The 21,673-nt window shown below is 64.2% G+C and carries 22 protein-coding genes and 1 tRNA gene; 11 read left to right on the forward strand and 12 right to left on the reverse strand.

Annotated elements, in window-relative coordinates; translation table 11 throughout:
• Position 1 precedes the first annotated feature (1 nt).
• A complete protein-coding gene (locus tag E2I15_RS11420) occupies positions 2 to 862 on the forward strand; it encodes a sugar phosphate isomerase/epimerase family protein (RefSeq protein WP_137477210.1) in 861 nt (286 codons plus the stop codon).
• 108 nt (positions 863 to 970) lie between these two features.
• Positions 971 to 2,425 (forward strand): hypothetical protein, encoded by a 1,455-nt coding sequence (locus tag E2I15_RS11425; RefSeq protein WP_137477211.1) that lies wholly within the window; start codon positions 971 to 973, stop codon positions 2,423 to 2,425.
• Between the two features lie 15 nt (positions 2,426 to 2,440).
• Here E2I15_RS11425 and E2I15_RS11430 read toward each other — a convergent pair whose 3' ends face one another.
• Entirely contained in the window at positions 2,441 to 3,226 is a 786-nt protein-coding gene (locus tag E2I15_RS11430) for a division plane positioning ATPase MipZ (RefSeq protein ID WP_246667941.1), read from the reverse strand.
• On the opposite strand from E2I15_RS11430, the gene E2I15_RS38710 reads away from it, so the two are divergent.
• The gene (locus tag E2I15_RS38710; RefSeq protein ID WP_170991410.1) at positions 3,225 to 3,464 is read left to right on the forward strand and encodes a hypothetical protein; all 240 of its coding nucleotides are present in this window, start codon (positions 3,225 to 3,227) and stop codon (positions 3,462 to 3,464) included. The genes E2I15_RS11430 and E2I15_RS38710 overlap by 2 nt on opposite strands.
• 6 nt (positions 3,465 to 3,470) lie before the next feature.
• Here E2I15_RS38710 and E2I15_RS11435 read toward each other — a convergent pair whose 3' ends face one another.
• Positions 3,471 to 4,259: a crotonase/enoyl-CoA hydratase family protein gene (locus E2I15_RS11435; protein ID WP_137477213.1), complete on the reverse strand. Its 789-nt coding sequence runs from the start codon at positions 4,257 to 4,259 to the stop codon at positions 3,471 to 3,473.
• Between the two features lie 104 nt (positions 4,260 to 4,363).
• Between E2I15_RS11435 and E2I15_RS11440 the strand changes: the two genes are divergently transcribed.
• The 4 genes from E2I15_RS11440 to E2I15_RS11455 all read left to right on the forward strand — a co-directional run bounded on the left by E2I15_RS11440 (position 4,364) and on the right by E2I15_RS11455 (position 8,009).
• The gene (locus tag E2I15_RS11440) at positions 4,364 to 4,933 is read left to right on the forward strand and encodes a TetR/AcrR family transcriptional regulator (protein WP_137477214.1); all 570 of its coding nucleotides are present in this window, start codon (positions 4,364 to 4,366) and stop codon (positions 4,931 to 4,933) included.
• Positions 4,934 to 4,968: 35 nt separating this feature from the next.
• The gene (locus tag E2I15_RS11445) at positions 4,969 to 5,727 is read left to right on the forward strand and encodes an SDR family NAD(P)-dependent oxidoreductase (RefSeq protein ID WP_137477215.1); all 759 of its coding nucleotides are present in this window, start codon (positions 4,969 to 4,971) and stop codon (positions 5,725 to 5,727) included.
• A gap of 110 nt (positions 5,728 to 5,837) precedes the next feature.
• On the forward strand, positions 5,838 to 6,761 hold the full coding sequence (locus E2I15_RS11450; RefSeq protein ID WP_137477216.1) for a glutathione S-transferase family protein: 924 nt from the start codon (positions 5,838 to 5,840) through the stop codon (positions 6,759 to 6,761).
• A 213-nt stretch (positions 6,762 to 6,974) separates the two neighbouring features.
• Complete coding sequence (locus tag E2I15_RS11455; protein WP_137477217.1) at positions 6,975 to 8,009, forward strand: LLM class flavin-dependent oxidoreductase; 1,035 nt, start codon at positions 6,975 to 6,977, stop codon at positions 8,007 to 8,009.
• Between the two features lie 84 nt (positions 8,010 to 8,093).
• Here the strand turns inward: E2I15_RS11455 and E2I15_RS11460 are convergent, their stop codons facing one another.
• The 3 genes from E2I15_RS11460 to E2I15_RS11470 all read right to left on the reverse strand — a co-directional run bounded on the left by E2I15_RS11460 (position 8,094) and on the right by E2I15_RS11470 (position 13,872).
• Entirely contained in the window at positions 8,094 to 9,665 is a 1,572-nt protein-coding gene (locus tag E2I15_RS11460) for a porin (RefSeq protein ID WP_137477218.1), read from the reverse strand.
• A 739-nt stretch (positions 9,666 to 10,404) separates the two neighbouring features.
• Positions 10,405 to 13,509 (reverse strand): helicase-related protein, encoded by a 3,105-nt coding sequence (locus E2I15_RS11465; protein WP_137477367.1) that lies wholly within the window; start codon positions 13,507 to 13,509, stop codon positions 10,405 to 10,407.
• A 288-nt stretch (positions 13,510 to 13,797) separates the two neighbouring features.
• Positions 13,798 to 13,872 (reverse strand) — tRNA-Gln (locus tag E2I15_RS11470).
• Between the two features lie 220 nt (positions 13,873 to 14,092).
• Between E2I15_RS11470 and E2I15_RS11475 the strand changes: the two genes are divergently transcribed.
• Positions 14,093 to 15,871 (forward strand): acyl-CoA dehydrogenase family protein, encoded by a 1,779-nt coding sequence (locus tag E2I15_RS11475; protein WP_137477219.1) that lies wholly within the window; start codon positions 14,093 to 14,095, stop codon positions 15,869 to 15,871.
• Between the two features lie 565 nt (positions 15,872 to 16,436).
• Here the strand turns inward: E2I15_RS11475 and rpsU are convergent.
• Entirely contained in the window at positions 16,437 to 16,733 is a 297-nt protein-coding gene (rpsU, locus tag E2I15_RS11480) for a 30S ribosomal protein S21 (RefSeq protein WP_137477220.1), read from the reverse strand.
• Between the two features lie 487 nt (positions 16,734 to 17,220).
• Here rpsU and E2I15_RS11485 point away from each other — a divergent pair, with 487 nt between their 5' ends.
• Positions 17,221 to 17,454 (forward strand): DUF6894 family protein, encoded by a 234-nt coding sequence (locus E2I15_RS11485; protein ID WP_137477221.1) that lies wholly within the window; start codon positions 17,221 to 17,223, stop codon positions 17,452 to 17,454.
• A 22-nt stretch (positions 17,455 to 17,476) separates the two neighbouring features.
• On the opposite strand, the gene E2I15_RS11490 is transcribed toward E2I15_RS11485, so the two are convergent.
• On the reverse strand, positions 17,477 to 17,719 hold the full coding sequence (locus E2I15_RS11490) for a DUF6894 family protein (RefSeq protein WP_137477222.1): 243 nt from the start codon (positions 17,717 to 17,719) through the stop codon (positions 17,477 to 17,479).
• A 68-nt stretch (positions 17,720 to 17,787) separates the two neighbouring features.
• On the opposite strand from E2I15_RS11490, the gene E2I15_RS11495 reads away from it, so the two are divergent.
• Positions 17,788 to 18,030, forward strand: a complete 243-nt coding sequence (locus tag E2I15_RS11495) for a hypothetical protein (RefSeq protein WP_137477223.1) — start codon at positions 17,788 to 17,790, stop codon at positions 18,028 to 18,030.
• Positions 18,031 to 18,139: 109 nt separating this feature from the next.
• On the opposite strand, the gene E2I15_RS11500 is transcribed toward E2I15_RS11495, so the two are convergent.
• From E2I15_RS11500 to E2I15_RS11515, 5 genes are all read right to left on the reverse strand, one after another.
• A complete protein-coding gene (locus E2I15_RS11500; RefSeq protein WP_137477224.1) occupies positions 18,140 to 18,397 on the reverse strand; it encodes a hypothetical protein in 258 nt (85 codons plus the stop codon).
• Positions 18,398 to 18,502: 105 nt separating this feature from the next.
• The gene (locus E2I15_RS11505; protein ID WP_016844538.1) at positions 18,503 to 18,712 is read right to left on the reverse strand and encodes a cold-shock protein; all 210 of its coding nucleotides are present in this window, start codon (positions 18,710 to 18,712) and stop codon (positions 18,503 to 18,505) included.
• A 375-nt stretch (positions 18,713 to 19,087) separates the two neighbouring features.
• Positions 19,088 to 20,158 (reverse strand): lytic transglycosylase domain-containing protein, encoded by a 1,071-nt coding sequence (locus E2I15_RS11510; protein ID WP_137477225.1) that lies wholly within the window; start codon positions 20,156 to 20,158, stop codon positions 19,088 to 19,090.
• A gap of 75 nt (positions 20,159 to 20,233) precedes the next feature.
• The gene (locus E2I15_RS39190; RefSeq protein WP_246667942.1) at positions 20,234 to 20,389 is read right to left on the reverse strand and encodes a VOC family protein; all 156 of its coding nucleotides are present in this window, start codon (positions 20,387 to 20,389) and stop codon (positions 20,234 to 20,236) included.
• A complete protein-coding gene (locus tag E2I15_RS11515) occupies positions 20,338 to 20,928 on the reverse strand; it encodes a VOC family protein (protein WP_246667943.1) in 591 nt (196 codons plus the stop codon). Before E2I15_RS11515 ends, E2I15_RS39190 begins: the two co-directional genes overlap by 52 nt.
• A gap of 144 nt (positions 20,929 to 21,072) precedes the next feature.
• On the opposite strand from E2I15_RS11515, the gene E2I15_RS11520 reads away from it, so the two are divergent.
• Positions 21,073 to 21,636, forward strand: a complete 564-nt coding sequence (locus E2I15_RS11520) for a DinB family protein (protein ID WP_069278642.1) — start codon at positions 21,073 to 21,075, stop codon at positions 21,634 to 21,636.
• Positions 21,637 to 21,673: the final 37 nt, after the last annotated feature.

Raw genomic sequence — 21,673 nt, forward strand, 5'->3', positions numbered from 1 at the left:
GGTGGCGCAGCAGCTGCGTGTCCTGCAGTCGCTCTGGGCGATGGAGCGGCGGCTGGCCGATGAGGGCGAGTGGCCGCTGCATACCCAGCTCGCGATGATCCGCGATGCCGGATTTGACGGCGCCGGCGTTCGCTTCATCGATCCTGCCTTCGCCCGCGAGGTGACGAGCTTCCTTCGCGCGCATGGCATGATCTGGCAGGCGCAATGCTACCCGAAGAGCGTCGACGACCTGAAGCCGGTGCTCGAGCTGGTCGCCAAGCTCGGCGCCGATCATGTCAATTTGCAGCCGGACGTTCGGCCGCGCCGGCTCGCGGATTGCATTCCGCTGCTCGAAGGCTGGCGGCGGCTTGCCGCGGAGGCCGGCGTCGCCGTGCATGTCGAGACCCATCGCGACCGCATGACGACCGACCTGTTCTTCATGCTCGATTTGCTCGACTGCTTTCCCGATCTGCGGCTCACCGCCGATCTCTCGCATTATCTGGTCGGCCGCGAATTCGCCTGGCCGGTCGACGACGCTAATCACGCAATGATCCACCGCATCCTCGACAACGCCTGGGGCATCCACGGCCGCATCGCGAGCCGCGAGCACGTGCAGATCTCGCTCGGCTTTCCGCAGCACCAGGGCTGGGTGTCGCTGTTCATGGGCTGGTGGGACTACGCCATCCGCTCCTGGCGCAAGCGCGCCGGACCCGACACGACCCTGACCTTCCTGTGCGAGCTCGGTCCCCCGCCCTATGCCATCACCGGGCCCGACGGCAGGGAATTGTCCGACCGCTGGCAGGACGCGCTGGTCATGAAGGACATGATCCGCGCGCTGTGGGATCGTATCGCCAACGAGCCGCAAGGCCTGCTCCCGCATTGATTCAAACACGCCGCGGCGGCATCCTGAACGCCACAATCCGGAACGCCGCGAGGATCCGTGCGCGACCGCTGGGCTTATCCGCTTCGATGTCTCATCGCCGTCTCGGCCATGGCAACCTTCGCGCATATGAAGGCGGCCGCGGCAGAGCCGGCCCTGAATGTCGCGACCATGCCGCGCGTCTCGACCATCGACCCGCGCTTTCAGTCCTATAACATCGAGATGGTCGAGGTGACCGGCGGACGGTTCTGGAAGCCTTATGCAACCGCCGCCGCGCGTCGGCGTGCACAAACGGAGCGGTTTGCAGCTCGCGCCCCGATCGACCTGCACGATGGCAGACTGCGCAAGCTCGCCGCCGCGCTCTCACCCGCCTATCTGCGCGTCAGCGGGACCTGGGCCAACAGCACGTTCTTTGCAGATTCCGAAACGCGACCGGCTGCGCCGCCGGCCGGCTTCAACGGCGTCCTGACGCGACAGCAGTGGCGGGACGTGATCGAGTTCTCGCGCGCCGTCGACGCTCCCATCGTCACATCCTTTGCGATCAGCGCGGGCGCGCGTGACCCTGCGGGGCAATGGAGCCCCGAACAGGCCCGGCAACTTCTCGCCTTCACGCGATCCGCAGGCGGGCGGATCGCCGCAGCCGAATTCATGAACGAGCCTGATCTGCCGGACATCGGCGGTGCCCCTGACGGCTACAATGCCGCGGCCTACGGCCGGGATTTTGCAGCGTTCCGCGCCTTCATGAAGGACACCGCGCCCGACGTGACGATCCTCGGCCCCGGCACGATCGGCGCCGGCGCGGAGGCGCAAGCGCTCTTCGCCGCATCGGCAGCCGGCGTCGACACGGTCTCCTACCATCATTATGGCGCGCTGTCGGCGCGGTGCGGCGGCATTCGCACGCCGAAACAGGCGCTGTCGGACGAATGGCTGGCGCGAACCGGCAAGAGCCTCGCCCTCTACGAGACGCTGCGCGACCAGCTTGCACCGGGCAAGCCGATCTGGCTGACCGAGACGGCCGAGACCGCGTGCGGCGGCAATCGCCTGGCCGCAACCTTCGCCGACACGTTCCGTTACCTCGATCAACTCGGACGGCTGGCCAAGGCCGGCGTTCAGGTGGTGATGCACAACACGCTTGCCGCGAGCGACTATGGTCTGCTCGACGAACGAACCCATCTGCCGCGGCCGAATTATTGGGCGGCGCTGCTGTGGCGAAGGCTGATGGGGACCATTGTGCTCGATGCCGGTGTCGCCGAGCAATCCGGCTTCCATGTTTATGCGCATTGCGCGCGTGACGTGCCTGATGGAATAGCCCTGCTCGTCATCAACAATGATCGGCGAAAACAGCGCAAGCTCATGCTGCCAGCCGCCTCGCTACGCTACACGCTGACGAGCGCCAGGCCTGCCGACGGCAACGTTCAGCTCAATGGCGCGACGCTTTTGCTTGGAGCCTCTGACAGGATCCCGGCCCTGGACGGCGACGCGGCTGTCGCCGGAACGATCGTCTTCGCACCTCGAACGATCACGTTCCTGACCGTCGCCGACGCCGGCAACGCCAATTGCCGTTAGCGGCCTGACGTCGCCTTACGCCGCGTCGCGGCTGGCGTCGGAGGATTCCGGCGGGCGCGCCACAAGATGGCCGAGCATGATGGCGGTCATCAGCCGCTCCATCTCGAGCCGTGCGGTGACGTGCGACATGGTCGGCCGGCCACCGAGTGCGAGCTGGCTGGCGTCGTCGATCGCGGTCAGTCCGCGCGGATAGAATTCGCGGAAGATCACGCGTTCGGCAAGGCCGTCGACCAGGCGGAAATTCAGCGTCTTGGCCAATTCGCTCAAGGCTTCGCCGACCAGACGCTTGTTGCGTGAACCGAGCATGGAGAGACGGTTGCGCAGCACCACCCACTCGAATGCCGGCTGATCGTGTGCGCTGCGCTCGCGCCGCGCCTCCTCCACCATCTTCGAATAATGGCTGATGCCGGTCACCTTGAAGTCGTTCGGATCGACGGTGCCGAGCACGTCGAAATCGAGGAAGCTGTCGTTCAGCGGCGTGATCAGCGTGTTCGCCAGCGAATGTGTGAACGTCGTCAGATAGGTGTCGTGGCCGGGACAGTCGATGACGACGAAATCGTGCGACCGGCCCAGCCGCTCGACGATCTCGGCAAGCGCGCTGCGCCCGAGCGTCTCGACCTCGCTGCTCCTGCCGCTCACCGTCTCGAAGCACATATGCGCGGGAATGCCGAGATCCGGCGAGGTTTCCCGCGCCCAGTCGCGCCGGTTCTCGACGTAGTGCGTCAGCGACTTCTGCTTGTTGTCGAGATCGATGGTGGCGACACGCTGACCCGCCTTGATCAGCGCGATGGCGACGTGCATGGCAATTGTCGACTTGCCAGAGCCGCCTTTGTTATTTCCGACAACTATTACTCGTGCGTTTGTCATGGGAATCCATACCGGACGCTTGAGTGAAAGCAGCACGAAACAGAATTTAATGAATGGCTCGAATCTCCCTGATTCGACGAATCTCGACAAGAGTCGTCGCACGATCGTCGCGATCGAAATTGATGCGGCTGCGACAACATTGTCACAACCGCAATCCGGGCACGTATCGTGAACGCAACTAGCGTCCCTGAAACACAGCCGCGCGGCGCTCCACGAAGGACTTGATGCCCTCGGCCGCATCTGATGTGTTGAGCACGCGTTCGCGGATCTCGGGAATGATCGCGATTGCCGCCTGTTCGCCGGCTTCGATGAACTTGCGGCCCGCCTCCTTGGTCACCTGGATTCCCAGCGGCGCATTGCGCGCGATGATCTCCGCAAGCGTCATTGCACGCTCGACCTGCTGGCCCGCCGGCACGACTTCCTGCACGAGGCCGATCCGATGCGCCTCGGCGGCGGTGAACTCGTCGCACAGCAACAGGTGATACATCGCATCGCCCCACCCGGCGCGGCTGATATAACGGAAATGCGCGCCCGCCAGCGGCGCGATGCCGCGCCTGGCTTCCATCTGGCAGAACCGGCTGTCGTCCGCGGCGATCACGATATCGCCTGCCAGCATCATCTCGATGCCGACGGTGAACACGATACCCTGCACCGCCGTGACGATCGGCTTCCGGCAGCGCTTCGACAATCCGAAGGGATCGACATTGCCCTCCGGCAGCGGCTTGCGCGTCGCCGTCGGACCGAAGAATTTCGGCATGTCGAGACCCGCGGTGAAACTGCCGCCGGCGGCACAGAGCACGCCGACCCAAAGACTATCGTCATTGTCGAGCAGCGTCAGCGCGTCGGACAGCTCAGCCATCATCTCCGGACTGAAGGCGTTCTTCTTCGCGGGATTGTCGACGATGATCTTGAGGATGCGGTCGTGCCGCTCGTGGCGGACCCGCCCTTCGCTCGCGCTGCCGGACATCTGTTCCTCCCTGCTTTGTGACTGGATAATTTCTGGATGATGGTTGTCATCCAGATGCATGATGGTCATAATCCAGAAAGAGAGTCAAACAGGGGCTAACCGAGATGGGCCATTCCCAGGCCGACAAGGCCAGGAGCCGTGAGCGCATTCTGAACGAGGCTGCGTCGCAGATCCGCGGCAAGGGCCTCGACGCGCTCAGCATCGGCGGCCTGATGCAGCAGGTGAAGCTGACCCATGGCGGTTTCTATGGGCACTTCGCCTCACGTTCCGACCTGATCGCCGCGGCGCTGGAACAGGCGCTGAATGCAGGCGAAGCATCGGCTCACGCGGCGCGCGATCCCGACAAGCCGGCCAACATCAACACACTGGCGCGGAGCTATCTCAGTCGCGCCCATCGCGACTCGCCCAAGTCGGGCTGCGCGATCGGCGCGCTGATCTCGGATGTCGGCCGCGCCGACGCGCAGTGCCGCGCGGTGATGGAACCGCACATCGAGTCCTTCATCGCCAAGGTTGCCGAGACGTTCGGCGACGATGACGACGGCCGGGCAATCGTCGCCGTGAGTGCGATGGTCGGGGCGCTGGCGATCTCGCGTGTCCTCACCGACCAGAAGCGTTCCGACGCCGTCCTGCGCACGGTGCGCGACAGCATCGTCGCGATGGCATCCGACGAATGATTTCGCCCGCGCCGCGGCACCTTGAGGAGTGAGCAATGAACGACCGATCCGCTCTCGAGCCGACCGCCGTGCAAGGAAGCGTGCTGATCGCCGGCGTCGGCGCATCCAACGGCCTCGGCGCCGCGATTGCGCGTCGCTTTGCGGCCGGCGGCTATCCCGTCGCGATCGCCGGCCGCAACGCCGAGAAGCTCGCCGCGACGGCGGCCGAACTGGCCGCAAGCGGCGCGACGGTCGCGCACGTGGTCGGCGACGCCTCCAGGGCGGCAGATGTCGCGCGCTTCGTCGAGGCGGCCGAGAGGCTCGCACCGCTCGCGATGGCCGTGCACAATGCAGGCTCCAACCGGCCGGCACCGTTTCTGAAGGTCAGTGAGCAGCGCTTCGAGGAGCACTGGCGCGAACATGCGCTCGGTGGTTTCCAGCTCGCACAGGCCGCGATCCCCGCTTTGCTTGCGCGCGGCGGCGGCACGCTGGTGTTCACCGGCGCCAGCGGTTCGCTGCGCGGCAAGGCCAACTACTCACCGTTCGCCGCCGCCAAGGCCGCGCTGCGCGCGCTGGCGCAGAGCGTGGCGCGGGAATTCGGGCCGCAGGGCATCCATGTCGGCCATGTCGTGGTCGATGGCGGCATCGAGGGCGACCGCCTGCTGAGCATGCGTCCGCAATTGAAGGATGAGCGCGGACCGGATGGCATGCTCAACATCGCGGCCATCGCCGACGCCTATTGGGTGCTGCATCACCAGCATCGCAGCGCCTGGACGCTGGAGCTCGACCTGCGGCCGTGGGCGGAGCAGTTCTGAACGCGCTGCGCCGTCCTTCTCACTCGTGAATATGGGTTGCGATCTGCCGGAACCTTGTCAGCTTATGCGACAAGGTCCGTCGAGATCGCACCCTGTCCCGGGAGAAGGCCATGTCGCAGCCCACGCCGATCCTGCATCATTTCGATCAATCGCCGTTCTCCGAGAAGATCCGCATCATCTTCGGATTCAAGAAGCTCGCCTGGAACTCGGTGCGGATCTCCCGGATCATGCCGCGGCCGGACCTGATGCCGATGACCGGCGGCTATCGCCGCACGCCGACGATGCAGATCGGCGCGGACATCTATTGCGACACCCAGATCATCATCCGCGAGCTGGAGCGGCGCTACCCGACGCCGACGCTGTTTCCGGCGGGCAATGCCGGCATGCCCTGGGCGCTCGGCATGTGGACCGACCGGCCGTTCTTCCAGAACACGGTCAACCTCGTGTTCGGCTTCATCGGCGACAAGGTCCCGCGGGATTTCATCGAGGACCGCGAGAAGTTGCGCGGCGGCAAGTTCGACGTCGCCGCCATGACCGCGGCGCTGCCGCAGATGCGCGACCAGTTCCGCGCCAATGTCGACTGGATCGAGGCGCAACTCGGCGACGGCCGGCCGTGGCTGTTCGGCGAGTTCAGCCTCGCGGACGTCAGCGCCTGCATGAACGTGTGGTACGCGCGGCAGAGTCTCGCCACCATGGACGAGATCATGAAGTCCTTTCCGCGCGTTGCGGCATGGGAGGAGCGCATCCGCGCCATCGGCCACGGCACGCGCACCGAGATGTCGTCGGCCGACGCGCTCGAGATCGCGGCGAAGGCGCGGCCGCAGTCGCCTGTGTTCGGCGACCCCCTGGACCCGAACGGTCGCAAGCCCGGCGACGTCGTTGCCGTGATGCCGGATGACTACGGCAAGATCCCGGTGCACGGCGAGATCGTCTCGCTGTCGGCGCAACACATCGCGATCCGCCGGTCGGATGAGCACGTCGGTGAGGTGGTGGTGCATTTCCCGCGCGCCGGCTTCCTGGTGGTCCCGGGCTGATTGCCGCAGGCTGCTCCCAAGCGGACCTGGAAACGCTGGGTTTCGCAGCGTGACCTTGCCGGCCCCCTGAACCGGCAATAGCTCGAAGGTATCTCCAACCCAAGGCTCCACAGCGCAGGCTTGCGGATCGATCCGCAGCAACCCGACCTTTCGGCCTGCGTGCGATGGGTGGCCCGTGGCGGATGCTCCGCCACGCCGACAACTGGACTGACTATGACGACCTCCGTCGAATTCGGGCTCGATACGTTTGGCGACGTCACCAACAACGACGCCGGAGCGCCGCTGCCCCATGCCCAGGTGATCCGCAACGTCGTCGACGAAGCGGTGCTGGCCGATCAGCTCGGGATCGATTTCATCGGGCTCGGCGAGCACCACCGTGCCGATTTTGCGATCTCCTCGCCCGAGACCGTGCTGGCGGCAGTCGCCGCACGCACCCAAAACATCCGCCTCGGCTCGGCGGTGACCGTGCTGAGCTCGGACGATCCGATCCGCGTCTTCCAGCGCTTTGCCACGGTCGACGCGGTCTCGAACGGCCGCGCCGAGGTGATCCTCGGCCGCGGCTCCTTCACCGAGTCGTTCCCGCTGTTCGGCTTCGACCTCAGGCAATACAACGAGCTGTTCGAGGAGAAGCTCGACCTGTTCACCGAACTGCTGAAGCAGGAGCCGGTGACCTGGCAGGGCAAGCTGCGGCCAGCGCTCGAGAGCCAGTCGGTCTATCCGCCGGTCGAGCGCGGCCGGCTCAAGACCTGGATCGGCGTCGGCGGCAGCCCCGAATCGGTGGTTCGCGCGGCGCATTACGACCTGCCGCTGATGCTCGCCATCATCGGCGGCGACCCCGGGCGCTTCGCACCCTATGTCGACCTGCACCAGCGCGCGTATCAGCAGTTCGGCCGCGAACCGAAGCCGATCGGCGTGCATTCGCCGGGCTATGTCGCCGAGACCGACGCGCAGGCACGCGAGGAGCTGTGGCCGGACTACAAGGTCATGCGCGACCGTATAGGCAAGGAGCGCGGCTGGCCGCCGATGGGCCGCGACGAGTTCGTAGCCGAGGCCGAGCACGGCTCGCTCTATGTCGGCGCGCCGGAAACCGTTGCCCGCAAGATCGCGGCGACCGTCAAGGCGCTCGGCGCGGCGCGCTTCCAGCTGAAATACTCGGCGGGCCCGCTGCCGCACGACAAGCTGATGAAGAGCATCGAGCTCTACGGCAGCAAGGTGGTGCCGATGGTGCGCGACATGCTCGCCGCGTGACGCGCCAGAACCGGTATGACAAAGCAAAACCCCCGGCGTTTTGGCGCCGGGGGCCCTGTTAGATCGCAATCAGATCAACCGGTATTACCAGTTGCGCTGAGCGCGGAGCAGCAACATGTAGGTGTTCTGGTCCTTCAGCTCGTACACAGCGGCCGGCTTGCCGATCCCTGCAGCGCCGGGGAAAGTGAGCGTACCGGCAAAGCTCTGGTCCAGACGGGTGTAGGTGAAGTCGGCCGAGAAGGTCAGGTTCTTCACCGGGGTCCACTGGGTCTGCGTACCGATCTGCGCGATGCTGTAGTCGGGGTTGCAGGACGTCAGGTTGGAAGCGGCACTAAAGAAGTTGCTGAGCGAACCACCCACGCCAGTGCCGGTCGGGCCGCAGAGGTAGCCCTTGGCCGTACCGTTGTAGTTAACCTGGGCCCAGGCACCGTAGATGCTGGTGTTCCAGTTCGGGTTCCAGTTGTGCACGTAGGCACCGCGGAAGCCGTAGGTCGTGATCAGCTGCTGCTGACCGCCGGTCACGAAAATCGAGTCCGGCGCGAGGCCGAAGCCGATGCTCTGGTAGGCACCCGGAACGTTGGTGCCGCCGAAGATGGTGTTCGCACCCGCCGAGCCGGCGAGGTCCTGGATGTTGTAGCGCGTCGCACCGTTGGTGTAGACGCCCTGCAAGTTGATGGTGTCGCCAGGTCCGGTCGGAATGTTCTTGATCGACAGAGCCAACTGACCAGCCCAGCCCCACTTGTCGTCCGGATGACCGGTCAACTCGGTGCCGCCATAGTAGGCCACGTGGTTGTTATGCGCGGCGAACGATGCCTGGAACAGACCCCAGGCCTGGTCGACGCGCAGCATCGCGACGAGGTCCGGAGCGATCGTGCCAGCGTAGTCGCTGAGGCCGAAGGTGTTGGTGTTACCGACAACGCCGAAGGTTGTGGGAGCACCGAGGTTGGCCACACCAGCCTGATAATACTGGGTCTGATCCTGAGCCGACAGAGACAGCGACACGCCGTTGCCGAACTGTGCGGTGTAGGTGAACTGGTTCACACCAGTGATCGTGCCGCCGCCGCCGACGAGACCGTCGTAGCTGTTGCCCGGGTAGTTGGCCCACGGAGCCGAGAACTGCGAGACCGCCTTACCGATGGTGAAGCCGGCGAACTGGATGAAGGCGTAGTAGACGCCGACCGAACCGCCAGCAACTGCGCCAGAGCTGGCGTTGTTCGGAGCCTGAACAGTGCCGATCGGCGAATAGACGGTCGCGCCGTTGCCCTGACCAGCATAGTTGTCCGTCGTCCAAGAGAACGTCGCATCGAAGAAGGTGCGGACCACGCCGTATTCGGTCGCGGTGCGCGTATCGATGTTCAGGTCTTCACGCGAACGCCAGGTGTAGCCGTTGGTGAAGCGGTTGTTCGCACCGCCAGCGCCCGAGGTGTTGCCGGTGTGGTCCGAGTTGGTGTTCGCCAGGACGTCGACGCGCAGGTAGCCGCCCAGCTTGATACAGGTGTCGGTGCCCGGGATGTAGTAGAATCCGGGACCATACAGGGAGCAAACCTTCACGTACTCGACCGCTTTGGCCTTGACGGGAAGATCGGCCGCCTGAGCTCCGCCGACCGCGACGAGAGCCGCCGCTGAGCCGAGGATAAGGCTCTTAACCATCTTCATGTTAAACCTCCAAGTTGCTCTATCTCAGGGAAGGTTCCGGATCCGCCGGGCAGAACACCCTCAGGTTGGTTCCCTTGTCCCTTAAATCCCCGCTTAGTCGCTTCGCGCCTTCGGACACACCCGCATGAACGCGAGGGACTTAAGCGAACCACCTAGAACGGGACGACCTCGGGATGCCCCCCTCCGTCGTAGTTCCATATGAGACAGAAGGCCCCCGATCACGCAACAAAAGACCGCTCGGTTTGGGGCGAGTTGCGGCTGTTTTCGGCCAAATGTTGCACAAATATCACGGGCATTTGAACTGCGACACTTCAGCAAGCCATTGAAATATAAAACGAATATTTGAGTTACCGTTATCGGGCACAAGATTGGGCAACACCGCGCGGAACGGTGTGCAAAACGGGTAGTCTTACGGGGAAAGCGAAAAGCGGAGCCGGCTTCGGCAGTGCCGATTCCGGTATCGGGGCACGGCATTTCGGCCCAAAACGCCGCGATTTGAACAACATAAACCGCCCCGAATACCGTCGACTCGCGCCTGGAAGGGGGCTTTCCGATGGCTCGGAGCAGGCCGAATGACGGCGGGCGGTTTGCCGCGCATGGGCAATAACGATGCTACATGTCACTGGGATGTCAGCGGGCAGAATCGGTCGATTTGTTCTCCGCAGCCCCAGCGCGCTGAAACGTCCCTGCTGTGCGCGGCGCACCCGCAAGGCGCGTCTCCGACGGGACCGCGCCGCACTCACTCGTCCAGAATGTCCAGGAGCTCCTCGATCCGCTCGAAAGGCGGCTCGCGTATGTTGTCCGAATAGAACACGCGATCGCCGTCGCGTTCGAGCGATCGTGCTCTGGATTTGGGCAGCCTCCCGGGGAGAAACGTCGCCGCGACCGCCTCCGGGCCGACATCGAGCCTCACGATACCTCGCCGCTTGCAATCGATCCGAAGCCTCGCCGCGGCGAAGAAATCGCGGGCCGCCGACGGCAGCCTGCCGAAGCGGCGCGAGGTCTCCTCCTCGAGATCTTCCAGATCGTCTTCGCTCCGGCACCTCGCGGCACGGCCATAAATTTCAAGCCGCACGGATTCCGATTGCACATAGCTCCTGGGCAGCAAATCCGCGAGCGGAAGGTTGAGATCGGGCACCCACAGATCGGCGGACCGGTCGTTGGTCTTCTCCGAGGCTTGCTTGAGAAGGTGGCTGTACAGCACCGGCCCGAACACCTGCACGTGGCCGGATTGCCGTTCCGAAAGCAGATCCCCGGCGCCTCTGAGGTCGAGATCCCGCTCGCTGATCGCGAAACCGGCGCCCGGTCTGCTGAACTCCTCCAGAACGGCCAAACGCTTTCCGGATTGTTCCGAACTGGATTCGGTCAGCATGTATGCGAAGGCGCGTGTCCCGCCGCGTCCCACCCGGCCTCTCAGTTGATGGAGCTGTGCCAGACCGAACTTCTCCGGCCAGCAGACCACGATGGTGTTCGCCCTCGGGATGTCGAGACCGCTTTCCACGATGTTGGTCGCCAGCAGAACGTCCGCCTCGCCTTCGACGAAACTCATCATTCGATCGTCGAGTTCGTCGGCGGGCAGCTTGCCGTGCAGGCAGACGATGCGGAGCTCCGGGGCCATCGACTGCACGCGCGCCAGCATCGGATCCAGATCCTGGATACGCGGACAGATCAGGAAGCTTTGCCCGTGACGTCGCTGCTCGCGCAGCAATGCGGCGGCAATGGCAGCGTCCGAGAGCGGCGCGATCCTGGTCGCGACCGGAAGCCGATGAACGGGCGGGGATGCGATCACGCTAAGCTCCCTGAATCCCGCAAGGCCCGCCGCAAGCGTGCGTGGGATCGGCGTGGCACTCATCCACAGCGTATGGGCGCCCTTCGCCAGGCCTGAAAGCTTCACCTTCTCGGCCGCGCCGAAGTGCTGCTCTTCGTCGACAATGACCAGGCTCAGTTTGGCGAACTTCACGTCCTTCGATGCGATTGCCTGCGTGCCGACCACGACCCTCATTTTTCCGCTTCGCAAGCCCTCCTTCGTCTCCTTCATCTCCGGAGCCGACGTCGCCCGCGACAGGCTTCCCACTTCGATGCCAAGCGGGCCGAACCGTTTGCGGAAGGTTGCGACGTGCTGCCTTGCCAGAACAGTCGTCGGCACGACGACGGCAACCTGCTTGCCCGACAACGCAACGGCCGCCGCCGCGCGCAAGGCCACCTCGGTCTTGCCAAATCCGACGTCGCCGCAGACGACCCGATCCATCGGATGACCGGACGCAAGATCATCCAGGACGTCGCGAATTGCCTTCGCCTGGTCGACTGTCGTGAAATAGGGAAAGCGCGCGACGAACCGCTCATATGCGGGACCGGGAGCGACCAGCTTGGGCGCGCGCCGGCGGCGCCGTTGCGCGATGCGTTTGGCAAGCGCCTTGGCGGCAGTTTGAATTTCCTGCTCCGCCTTGGTACGGCGCGTCCACCACGTACTGCCATCGGCCCTGTCCAGTGCCAGCTTGCCGAGCTCCGCGGCATACGGCCAGATCAACGCAAGATCGGCCGGCGGAACGAGGACGGCATCATCGCCCGCAAAGGCCAGCCTGATCATCTCGCGCGATGATCCCTTCCCCATATCGAGGGTCTGCAAGCCATCGAGCACGGCCAGCCCGCGCTGCAGATGCACGACGACCGCGCCGCGCTCCGGCACGTCGGGATGATCGAAAGCCGAGCTCCAGGCTCTGGCCATGGGCTGCGGATGATGCGCCCTGCTGCCGAGCACGTCGGTCGCCGTCACGACGACGAGCGGCTTGCGTCCTGGGCCGATGAAGCCGGTGTCGAAGTCGGCCAACAGCGCGCCTTCGCCGCCCCGCCCCTTCGCCGCCTCGTTCCAGTCGGCGAAGCGCGACGCCTTGATCCCGCTCATTCGCTCCAGCGCGCGCAGATCGTCCTCGACCGCCGCGACAAAGATCAGCCGCGATCCGCCGCGCTGCGTGTCGGCGACAAATGCGCGAAGAGCTTTCCGCGACGAGGCGACCTTCGAGAAGTCAGGCGTGGCGATGAAGGCCGCCTTTCGAGGCAGCGAGCTCATCCGTTTGGCCAGCCGTTTCCAGTCAGCGGGCCCCAGATATTCGCGCTCCGCCTCCCTGCGGCCGGCCGCCTCCTTGATCGTGCTAAGCCAACTATCGGCGTGGCCCGAAACGCCGGCGTCCGCGATCCAGTGCGCGCGCTGGCAATAATCCGGCAGCGCCGCCCGCTGGACCCGCTTGCCTTCCAACGCGATCCGTTCGGACATCGGGTCGATGTGCAGTTCCTCCGCGTCGAACACGACGTCGTGCTCGTCCGGATCGACGCCTGCGATTCTGCGGATCACGCCACCGGAATGCTCGATTCTGAACGGCCCCAGCGCGCCCGCCGGAAATACCTCGAACGTCATTCCGTGGAACAGAGCGCTGCCGGGATAATCCGCCTCTTCGTCGAGATCGTATCCCAGAGCTTCCAGACGATCCTTGAGTTCCTGCTCGGAATAGCCCGCCCCCACCTTCAAGCTGATGCTGAGGCGCGCCGAGCTGGCGGGCAACGGCAACCGCTCCATGATCGCCTCCGCCGTCGATACCAGGAACACCGGCTTCTTGCTCCTGGCGAGGCGCCTCAACACCGAACTGCGCCTGCCGGCGATCTCTCGTGACGGCTCCAGCCCGTCAAAGGGCAAGGTATTCAGCCGCGGAAACACCAGCACCTCGAGCGAGGGATCGAGCGAATGCAAGACGCTGCCGAGGCGCTCGGCCCTGTTCTCGCTGTCGGCCAGGAAAACGATGCCATCCCGTCCGGACTTCTTCCATTGCTCGAGAAGATGGAGCGCCAGCATGCCGAGCGGTGAGGAAGACGAGATCCCGGAACGCGCCGATCCCTTGCTTTTCTTCTTCGCGCCAGCAGCAGCGCGGGCCTTGTTGGTATTCGCCACGTCAGATCCGTCGTTATGTCGTGAGTCATCGCCCGTTGACCTGGATCTCCGGGCGACTCGGGGCTTGTCGCCCGCCGCCATGGAAACGAAAGCGGCACCGATTTCCAGCTGGCCGGCCCAATTCGCCCGAAATGGCGGCGGGGGTCGGCCAGACAAAACCGATTCCTCTCTTGAAATCAATGGCTTGCTTACTGGCTGGGGCGGGAGGGATCGAACCTCCGAATGGCGGAATCAAAATCCGCTGCCTTACCGCTTGGCTACGCCCCAACGCGCCGATCGAGGGCCACGTCGGTCTATAGGGTGAGTCTCGCCATTTCAACAGGGCGGCGATCGAAAAGGCGCGAAAGCCGCAGGATGATGACGATACTCTTATTATAGGGCGACGCCGCGGTGGCCGAAACAGATCGCACGATGTCCGCTCGGCCAGTTGAGGGGCCGCTTGTTTCGTGGGATGACAATTCGCAAACGCCTCGTCGGGAGTAACGCCATGACCTACCGTGCGCCGATCAACGATATCCTGCTGTCCCTCAATCACGGTGCGGGGCTCGCTGCCGCCGTGGAGGCCGGCCACTACGGCGATTTCGACGGTGACATCACCGCTGCGGTGCTGGAAGAAGCCGGCAAGTTCGCCTCCGATGTGCTGGCGCCGCTGAATCGTGTCGGCGACGAGCACGGCATCAAGCTCGACAACGGCAAGGTGACGACCGCGCCGGGCTGGCCCGACGCCTATCAGCGCTGGGCCGCCGCGGGCTGGAACGCGGTGTCGGGGCCGGAAGCGTTCGGCGGCCAGGGCCTGCCGCTCGCGGTCAACGCCGCCTGCACCGAGATCTGGAGCGCGTCGAATGTCGCGTTCGGCCTCTGCCCGCTGCTGACGCTGTCGGCGATCGAGGCGCTCGATGCCCATGGCAGCGCCGAGTTGAAGAAGACCTATCTCGAGAAGCTCGTCACCGGCGAGTGGACCGGCACGATGCAGCTCACCGAGCCCAACGCCGGCTCCGACGTCGGCGCGCTGCGCACCCGCGCCGAACGCGCGGATGACGGCACCTACCGCCTCAAGGGCACCAAGATCTTCATCACCTATGGCGAGCACGACATGACCGACAACATCGTGCATTTCGTGCTTGCGCGATTGCCCGATGCGCCCTCGGGCACCAAGGGAATCTCGCTGTTCCTGGTTCCGAAATTCCTGGTCAACGCCGACGGCTCGCTCGGCGCGCGCAACGACATCCATGCCTCTGGCGTCGAGCACAAGCTCGGCATGCACGCCTCGCCGACCTGCACCATGACGATGGGCGATAAGGGTGGCGCGATCGGTTATCTGATCGGCGAGGAAAACCAGGGCATGCGCTGCATGTTCACGATGATGAACCAGGCCCGCCTTGGCGTCGGCCTCGAAGGCGTCGGCATTGCCGACCGCGCCTATCAGCAGGCACTGGCCTATGCGCAGGAGCGTCGGCAAGGGAAAGCTATCGGCCACAAGAGCGACGGGATGGATCCGATCATCGTGCATCCCGACGTCAAGCGCATGCTGATGCAGATGCGAAGCATGACGGCGGCGGCGCGCACCATCTGCTACGCCACCGCGGTCGCGCTGGACGTTTCGGTGCGCGCCAAGGACGCCAAGGTGCGCGCCGAGGCCGCGGCCCGCGGCGCGCTGCTGACCCCGATCGCCAAGGCCTTCTCCACCGACATCGGAAATGAGGTCGCCTATCTCGGCGTGCAGGTCCATGGCGGCATGGGCTTCATCGAGGAGACCGGCGCCGCGCAGCATTATCGCGATGCCCGCATCACCTCGATCTACGAGGGGACCAACGGCATCCAGTCGATCGACCTCGTCACCCGCAAGCTCGGCGCCAATGGCGGCGCCTCGGTGTGGGCGCTGCTCGACGAGCTCGCTGCCGTCATCAAGCAGGTCGAGACCTCCAACGATCCGGCGTTCGGCACCACGGGCGCCAAGCTGCGCGACGCGCACGCCGCGCTGGAGCGCACCAGCAGATGGCTGCTCGAGCGCCTCGCCTCTGCGCCGAACGAGGCACTCGCCGGCGCAACGCCCTATCTGCGGCTGTTCGCCGCAACGCTCGGCGGCTGCATGCTCGCCGGCGAGGCGCTGGCCGCCAAGGCGAACGGCGAAGCCGAGCCGCAGCGCTACGTCGCACTGGCGCGCTTCTTCGCCGAGAACATCGCCGTGCAGGCGCCGTCGCTGGAAAAGACCGTGACCGAAAGCGCCGAGGCGGTGACCGGTGCGGATGCGGTGCTGGCGGGGTAGGACGCTCTCAGCTACCTCGGCCGTCATTGCCGTGTTCGTGGCATGCCGGTTTGACGCACAAGTTGCGCCTCACTCGCTGTCGTCCCTGCGGAAAGCAGGGACCCATGACCACAGCCTTCCGTTGTTGAAGCGAGCTGTGGCTCCAGCTTTGCAAACCAATCGGCATTAGTGATTGGGTCCCGGGTCGCGCGGAGCCCGTCATCGGGCGGCGCTTCGCGCCGACCCGTTGGCTTGCCGGACGACATCGAGTCTTGTGCCTACCGCCGAGTCCCACGTTTTGTCAGCGATCCGCGCGAAACGCGCGAAACTCCTCGGGGCCCTCGAGCAAGTCGCGCTTGCGCGCCACCTGATCGAACTGGCTGGCGGAATGATCTGCCATTGCGTTAATGGCCGTACCGGCCAGGTTCTGCGCACGTCGCCGTTGATCGTCGTGCCTCGATCGAACATCCCGATCCACGGCTCGCCGACGACAGATCTCATCGAAGATACGTTCCTGGAGGCATCCGTTGCCTCGATAAGATCGCCGCGTCATCTTGCACGATCCTTTCAGCAGGATTGGTCCGGGCTAAGTTTCCCGTGCGCCGCCTGCTTGCTGTGGTGATTGCCTTGGCGCCGAAGGTCTGGACGCCGGGAATTTGGGCTTCCGCGGAGGCGCTGAGATCAATCCATCGCGTATCGCTTGCTTGCGCGCAAGCTTGCGGGCTCGCCGCACGGCCTCGGATTTCTCTCGAGTCCTTTTCTCCGATGGCTTTTCGAACGATCTGCGGCGCTTCATCTCCCTAAAGACGCCCTCGCGCTGCAACCTCTTCTTTAGAATTCGAAGCGCCTGGTCGATGTTGTTGTCCCTGACAAGAACCTGCAACGGATCACCTCTCTCGCGGTACAACGCACACTGAATGAACAAGACGAGAGCCCGCTCTATCGGTGACAGAGCGAGCTGCGCTGCCACTCCAGTACATCCGTGGAACGGCAGCCGACCAACAACGCCGCGGAAGCTTCAGCCGCGGTGCTGCAAGCACGCGTCCTCGCTTTCATCCGACGATGTCTTTGGAAAAAGGTCCCGTGGGACCGATCTACAAGGCTCAAGGCCACAGCTATGCACTTATCTCGGCTGTGCAAGACGCAATCGCAAATCGTGAGAATTATATCCGACGGTTCAAGCAACGCCGGGATCATGACTGAACGGCGATGGCGGCTTGACCGCGAACACGGAGGCGGTTCCCCAAAAATCTCATCATTGCCGAGTAGCAAATTCGCTCCAACAGGCGCAGAGTACGACGCTGCCGGATGAATATTGGGCGTCGGCAACTGAGAGCCTGGGCAGCTCCCGCCACAAAAGGGAGCCGCAGATGGCAACCCGCTTCTATTTCGATATCCGCAACGGCGAGCAACTCTATGCCGACAATCAGGGCATCGAGCTACGCGACGAGGAAACTGCCGCGCGCGAAGCGATGCAGTCATTGCTCAGCATAGCCAAGGAGAACCCGCCTTTGGACAAACACAGGCTGTTGGCGTTTGAGGTCCGGACGGACGAAGGGCCGCTATTTCAGGTCAGTCTCAGTCTGGGCATCACAAGGTGCTAGCCGCCGCGATGCGCAGCCAAACTCAAGAATCCAGCCGGCAACTGCGCCAAGCGATAGCCACCTCAAGCACGGGCCCATCGCCGTCCCGGACCTCGATGGCAATCTGATGGAGACTGTGACCGCGAAAGGAATCTCGAATTACGTCGGCCAAGGCGCGCGCGGCCTCCTCCTGAACCGCACCGAAGTTGGACATCTCCATGCCCTCTTCGTCGATCGCCAGGCCGCCACCATCACGAAGATCGAAATAATAGCGCGTCATCGGCATGGTAATTTACCTCGGCTCTCGATTGTTCCTGCGAAGACCGAGGAAGGTCGCCGGTGAGGACGTGAGTCATGACCGCAAAAGCGAGAGAGTTCCTTGATTTCTGGATTGAAAACAGCGTCCACGCTGCCGAGCAATATGGAACGCCGGGTGCCTCGCAGGACGTTGCCGAGTTGGCGCGCCGGTGCATCGAGATGGCGAGACGGCAAGGGCTGACGGAACAGGATCTGCGTGATGCGGCCGGCGATATCACTGACTACATCAGGATCAAACTGAAGGCCGCGAACAGGAAGGAGGCCGATCGTCCCAAATAGTTCGGGCAACGGTCTGGTTTCGCGGCCTGAACGTAGCGGCCGAGACCGCGACAGGTCCGCTTCAGCAACGTGTCAGCGACGGACTCGAAGATGTGCGTGATTGCGCGGCTTAGCGCACGATACGCTTGACCCGTTTGGTTCTCTTGGCAGCAACAGATGCCGCGCCTGCGGGTGCGGGACCAGCCTGCGCGGCCGCCTCGGCGTCACGCGCTTCACGGAGAGCCCGCAGACGCACCATGTTCTTGCGCACGGCGATCGCATCGCGCTCGACCTCAGCGATTGCCTGCGCACTGGCCTCGGCGGCAAGCCGCTGGCGCTGGGCCTTGGCCAGGCGCTCGGCAGAAAGTTCTTCCGGCTTCTTGGCCATGAGCGATTGAGCCCTTTGAAAAAGCAGCGGGACCCGCTCAATCCATCAGAGGATCGAGCGGGCCGCGGCTATCATCCCAGTACATCCGTGGAATGACAGGTCGACTCACGCCAGCCGAAGATCTTCGGCGCTGGTCTTGCCACGCATCTTGTCGATCTTGAGTTCGAACGACAGCTTCTGACCCTCGGCGAGACCGCCAAGTCCAGCCCGCTCGACAGCGCTGATGTGAACGAACACGTCATTCGTGCCGTCATCGGGCTGAATGAAACCGAAGCCCTTCTGGCCGTTGAACCACTTCACAGTACCTGTAGGCATTTGTCTTCTCCAAAGCGGACGCACGTGAATTCGCGCTAGGTTCCGCATCATCCTTCAACCGACGATGTTCTTTGGAAAAGGGCCGCTTTGACCATTCAACAAGGCACAACGGCAAATCGAACGATGCAAGCATACACACTTAATCCGCTAGGGCAAGCTCGGAAGCGCCGTCGATTGGATGAACGGAGCTATACCGAGCTGTCGTTCCGATAAACCGAACCATATTTTGCCTAAGGGCCTGCGCTGCCGGGCAACTCGGTGATCGATGGCGCGGACGCAAATCGCGATGCGTGGAACTCGTCTGGCGCGGGACCGAACGCTTGCTTTTGCCGCTGCCGGCTCCGTCGATCGCGGCGACCTGCAACGTCGCGCCACCTAATTCCGAAACACCAGGCAGCGCCCACCGACTGCCTCCAATCGGGCGCACAGCTGGTTAGCCCGCTCACGGGTCGTCTCGGCGACCCGGAGCAGATACCAGGTGGCCGAGCCTGGCCCGGCCATGCGCGATCTCAGAACGAGCGGTGCGCGATCGCCGAGCACGGATGCAAATCGTTTCTGAAGTTGCTGGTAGTCGGCGAGGACGCGCGATTGCGACGGGCCGCCGGCCAATTGCAGTCCCCAGGGTCCCCACGCAGCTTGCTGTGCAATTGTCACGGACTCTCTTGGGCTCGCGGGAAGCGCCCGAACGAGCATGCCGCGCACGATGTCACCGCAAGCCATGGCGGCGTCGGTGTGGACTCGGTCCTCAAGCGAACCCTGCGCCCATTCTTCGGCAGACTTGCCCGTGATGATCCTGACATAGGCGCGTGTTTCGCCCGGCAGGTTTCCACGTCCCGCCAACCAATCCTGAACCCGCCGTGGACCACCATTATAGGCAGCCGCCGCAAGGCCGAGATTGCCGAACTGCGCGCGCAGCTCGCGGAGCCAGCGCGCCGATTCCTGCAAGGCAGGCAATGGCTCGAACGGGTCGGCCAGACCGCGCCACCGCGCCGTACCGGGCATGAACTGGGCGATCCCCTGGGCACCGGCCGAACTGACGGAATTGGGATCGAAATTGCTTTCCTGCCAGATCAGCCGGACGAAGAAATCCGGCGGCAAGCCGTTCTCCAATGCAGCCTGCTCCAACGCCTTGCAGTATTGCGGCGGCCCATCGGGCTTAGGACGCAAAGGTGTCGGCGCCGGCGACGGAGCGGATGACGATTGCTGATCGGACGCCGACCGATCGGCCTCGGCGTTGCTCACTCCGGCGTTGGTATCCGGACGAGACGTTTCCGTTTGCGATGTTTCTGTCTGCGCCGGCTCTGCGCGCTGCGCGGCGGGCGTCACGGCTGGATTGCTGAGAGGTTGAGCGCTTGCAACGGGGACGAACAGCAGCAGGCAAGCCGAGCCGATAGCCGCTGGCAAGATCGATCGATGAACCCGCCGCGGCCTGAAAATCGACTGCATAAAGCGATCATCAAATTGGATGCATTCGCGAAATCATATCATCGCCGCCGCGCGGGCGGGCAGAAAATTTGCTGCCTAGCGGTTGGACAGGCTCCCAACGATCGACGCGCGACGAGACAGTTCGATCCAGTTACCATCAGGATCGAGGATCATGGAGATCCGTGCGACCTCGCCAAGCGTCACAGGCGCAAGGCCTTCCCGCACGCCCCTGGCGCGCAGCCCATCATGCACGGCGTCGATATCGGCGACCTGCAGCGTGATGTAGCGCGCCAGCCGCGCGCCTGCCGGATCGGATCGACCGTCGCGGCAGCATCTTCCTCGAGCAGGATCAGGCTGTCGCCGAGGCGGAACGCCGGGCCGCCCGACCATGATTGCTCGGTGAAGCCGAGGATGTCGCCGTAAAATCTGCGATGCGCGGCGAGGTCGCGCACCGCCATCGCGACGGCGATCTGGGTGATGCCGTCATGTCCGGGCGCAACCAGGCAAACCCGGTTGCCGTCGGGATCGTGCATGTGTTGCGGCGTTTCGACGCCCGCGCGCGCAATGACCAGTTCGCGATAGCCGCTCGGCGCCGCATCCGGCAGCGGCTCGACATGATGGTTGAGCTTGATGACCGAACCTTGCGCGTCGTGCCGGTACTGCTTCTGCCCGCGGCGGATCGGCTGCACATGATCGAAGCGAAGTCCGGCATCCTGCTGCCAGAACCGCAGCATCGGCTCGAGATCGTTGGAGGAAAGGCCGACGTCGATCACGTTCTTTGCCAGTTGCATCTGCTGCCGTCCTCGGATGAAGTGCACCACGATGGATTAGCTATGCGAGGATCAAGTCAGCAACGCAAGCACCACGATCGCTGTCGCGGATCGGCCGGCTGGCCGCCGCGCCCGGCTGAAACAGTCAATCCAGTGAGGACCGATATGCAAGCAGGCCTCGTTCAGACTTTTCGCGCTTTTGCGTACAACAATGCCTGGGCCAATCATCGCCTGCTCACGGCCTGCGCCGGTCTGAGCCAAGCGGAGTTCGCCGCGGCGCGGACCGGGTTCTTCCCGAGCCTGCAGGCGACGCTGAACCACATTCATGTCATCGACCTGTTTTATATCGACGCGCTCGAAGGCGGCTGGCTCGGCCCGAAGGCCTGGGCGAACGAGGTGCCCTACCCGTCGGTGGCGCAGCTGAAAGACGCCCAGCGCGCGATCGATCAGCGGCTGATCGTGCACTGCGATGCGCTGACGCCTGAGCGGCTCGAGGACATCGTGAAGGTCAACCGCGACACCTCGGTGCAGACCGAGCGACGCGACCGCCTCTTGATGCATCTGTTTCAGCACCAGATCCATCATCGCGGCCAGGCCCACGCGATGCTGTCGGAGACCACAGTGAAGCCGCCGCAGCTCGACGAATTCTTCGCCGCCGGCGAAGCGCCGCTCCGGGCTGCCGAGTTCAGGGACCTCGGCTGGAGCGAAGCCACCGTGTGGGGCGGCTGAAGGCGAGGTTCCGCCCGCGATCGGGCGGTGCGGGGCG

The organism is Bradyrhizobium sp. BR2003, from assembly GCF_009720285.1.
GTDB classification, from domain to species: domain Bacteria; phylum Pseudomonadota; class Alphaproteobacteria; order Rhizobiales; family Xanthobacteraceae; genus Bradyrhizobium; species Bradyrhizobium elkanii.

Coding starts and splice junctions, on each gene's coding strand:
- E2I15_RS11440 (WP_137477214.1), top strand. CDS start 4,364: ATGGGCCATTCCCAGGCCGACAAGGCCAGGAGCCGTGAGCGCATTCTG.
- E2I15_RS11505 (WP_016844538.1), bottom strand. CDS start 18,712: ATGCCTACAGGTACTGTGAAGTGGTTCAACGGCCAGAAGGGCTTCGGT.
- E2I15_RS11485 (WP_137477221.1), top strand. CDS start 17,221: ATGGCAACCCGCTTCTATTTCGATATCCGCAACGGCGAGCAACTCTAT.
- E2I15_RS11455 (WP_137477217.1), top strand. CDS start 6,975: ATGACGACCTCCGTCGAATTCGGGCTCGATACGTTTGGCGACGTCACC.
- E2I15_RS11520 (WP_069278642.1), top strand. CDS start 21,073: ATGCAAGCAGGCCTCGTTCAGACTTTTCGCGCTTTTGCGTACAACAAT.
- E2I15_RS11460 (WP_137477218.1), bottom strand. CDS start 9,665: ATGAAGATGGTTAAGAGCCTTATCCTCGGCTCAGCGGCGGCTCTCGTC.
- E2I15_RS11510 (WP_137477225.1), bottom strand. CDS start 20,158: ATGCAGTCGATTTTCAGGCCGCGGCGGGTTCATCGATCGATCTTGCCA.
- E2I15_RS11475 (WP_137477219.1), top strand. CDS start 14,093: ATGACCTACCGTGCGCCGATCAACGATATCCTGCTGTCCCTCAATCAC.
- E2I15_RS11435 (WP_137477213.1), bottom strand. CDS start 4,259: ATGTCCGGCAGCGCGAGCGAAGGGCGGGTCCGCCACGAGCGGCACGAC.
- E2I15_RS11490 (WP_137477222.1), bottom strand. CDS start 17,719: ATGCCGATGACGCGCTATTATTTCGATCTTCGTGATGGTGGCGGCCTG.
- E2I15_RS11425 (WP_137477211.1), top strand. CDS start 971: ATGGCAACCTTCGCGCATATGAAGGCGGCCGCGGCAGAGCCGGCCCTG.
- E2I15_RS11445 (WP_137477215.1), top strand. CDS start 4,969: ATGAACGACCGATCCGCTCTCGAGCCGACCGCCGTGCAAGGAAGCGTG.
- E2I15_RS11430 (WP_246667941.1), bottom strand. CDS start 3,226: ATGCACGTCGCCATCGCGCTGATCAAGGCGGGTCAGCGTGTCGCCACC.
- E2I15_RS11465 (WP_137477367.1), bottom strand. CDS start 13,509: ATGCTGGCGCTCCATCTTCTCGAGCAATGGAAGAAGTCCGGACGGGAT.
- E2I15_RS11500 (WP_137477224.1), bottom strand. CDS start 18,397: ATGGCCAAGAAGCCGGAAGAACTTTCTGCCGAGCGCCTGGCCAAGGCC.
- E2I15_RS11495 (WP_137477223.1), top strand. CDS start 17,788: ATGACCGCAAAAGCGAGAGAGTTCCTTGATTTCTGGATTGAAAACAGC.
- E2I15_RS11515 (WP_246667943.1), bottom strand. CDS start 20,928: ATGCAACTGGCAAAGAACGTGATCGACGTCGGCCTTTCCTCCAACGAT.
- E2I15_RS38710 (WP_170991410.1), top strand. CDS start 3,225: ATGGCAATTGTCGACTTGCCAGAGCCGCCTTTGTTATTTCCGACAACT.
- E2I15_RS11450 (WP_137477216.1), top strand. CDS start 5,838: ATGTCGCAGCCCACGCCGATCCTGCATCATTTCGATCAATCGCCGTTC.